Genomic DNA, 980 nt, shown 5'->3' with positions numbered 1-980 from the left:
GATCGCGGACGATGCGGGGCAGCTTCTGCCAGGCGTTGCCGATCGGCTGCATGCGCGTCTTCATGACGCCTTCCTGCAGCTCGGCGGTGACGTTGGACAGCCGCTGCAACGGCACCTTGAACTCGGTGTCCTCGTTGCGGCGGGAGATCTCCAGCAGCTGGTTGCGGGTCAGCACCAGCTCGGAGACCATGGTCATCAGGTGCTCCAGCGTATCCACGTTGACGCGGATCGACTGGTTGGCGATGCGGTCGCCTTCGGAGGCGCCCTCTTCAGCCATCGACTTCTTCGGCGCGACCTTTTCCTTGGCCGGTTTTGCCTCTTTGGCGACAGGCGCCGGGGCTTCAGCGGCGGGTGCGGGTTCAGCCTTGGCAACAGGCGCCGGCGCTTCGATTGCGGTCTCGCGGAAGGCGCGCTCGAGATCGTCGAGCGACACTTCGCCCGGACGCAGCGGACGCTCCAGGGTCTGGTCGATCAGCGCGCCTTGGGTCATTTCTTTTGCGGGTGCGGGCGCAGCCGGGGCTTCCGGCACCAGCGGCGGAGCTTCAGCGACAGGAGTAGCAGCAGCGGACGCGATCGGCTGCGCCGACGCGGACATCGCGGCCGTGCCCTGCTCGACCATCGCTTCCAGCTTGTCGATGAGATCGCGGTCGGTGCCCTCGGGCTCGGCTTCGGTCGCTTCCAGCCCGGCCAGGATTTCCTTGATGCGGTCGATCGAGGCCAGGATCACCGTCACCGCGCCGGCCGTCACCGGCATGCCGTCACGGAATTTGCTCATCAGCGTCTCGCCGGCATGCGCCAGCGCTTCAAGCCGCGGCAGTCCGAGGAAGCCGCACGTACCCTTGATGGTGTGGACCAGGCGGAAGATGTTATCCAGGATCTTGGCGTTGTTCGGATCCTGCTCGAACTTCACCAGCTGATTGTCGACGGTGTCCAGGCTCTCGCTGGTCTCCGTCAAAAACTCCCGCAACAGATCATCCATG

Annotated in this window: 1 protein-coding gene; it reads right to left on the bottom strand. The window is 65.2% G+C overall.

Annotation, left to right across the window (positions count from 1 at the left end; all coding sequences use genetic code 11):
* Positions 1 to 979, bottom strand: a 979-nt coding sequence (locus UB31_RS42770) for an Hpt domain-containing protein (protein ID WP_045014782.1), incomplete at its 3' end; no start/stop codon positions are given.
* Position 980: the final 1 nt, after the last annotated feature.

Source organism: Bradyrhizobium sp. LTSP849 (genome assembly GCF_000938255.1).
Taxonomy (GTDB): Bacteria; Pseudomonadota; Alphaproteobacteria; order Rhizobiales; family Xanthobacteraceae; genus Bradyrhizobium.
The sequence above is the reverse complement of the archived record's forward strand: the minus strand, read 5'-3'. Positions and strand labels throughout refer to the sequence as shown.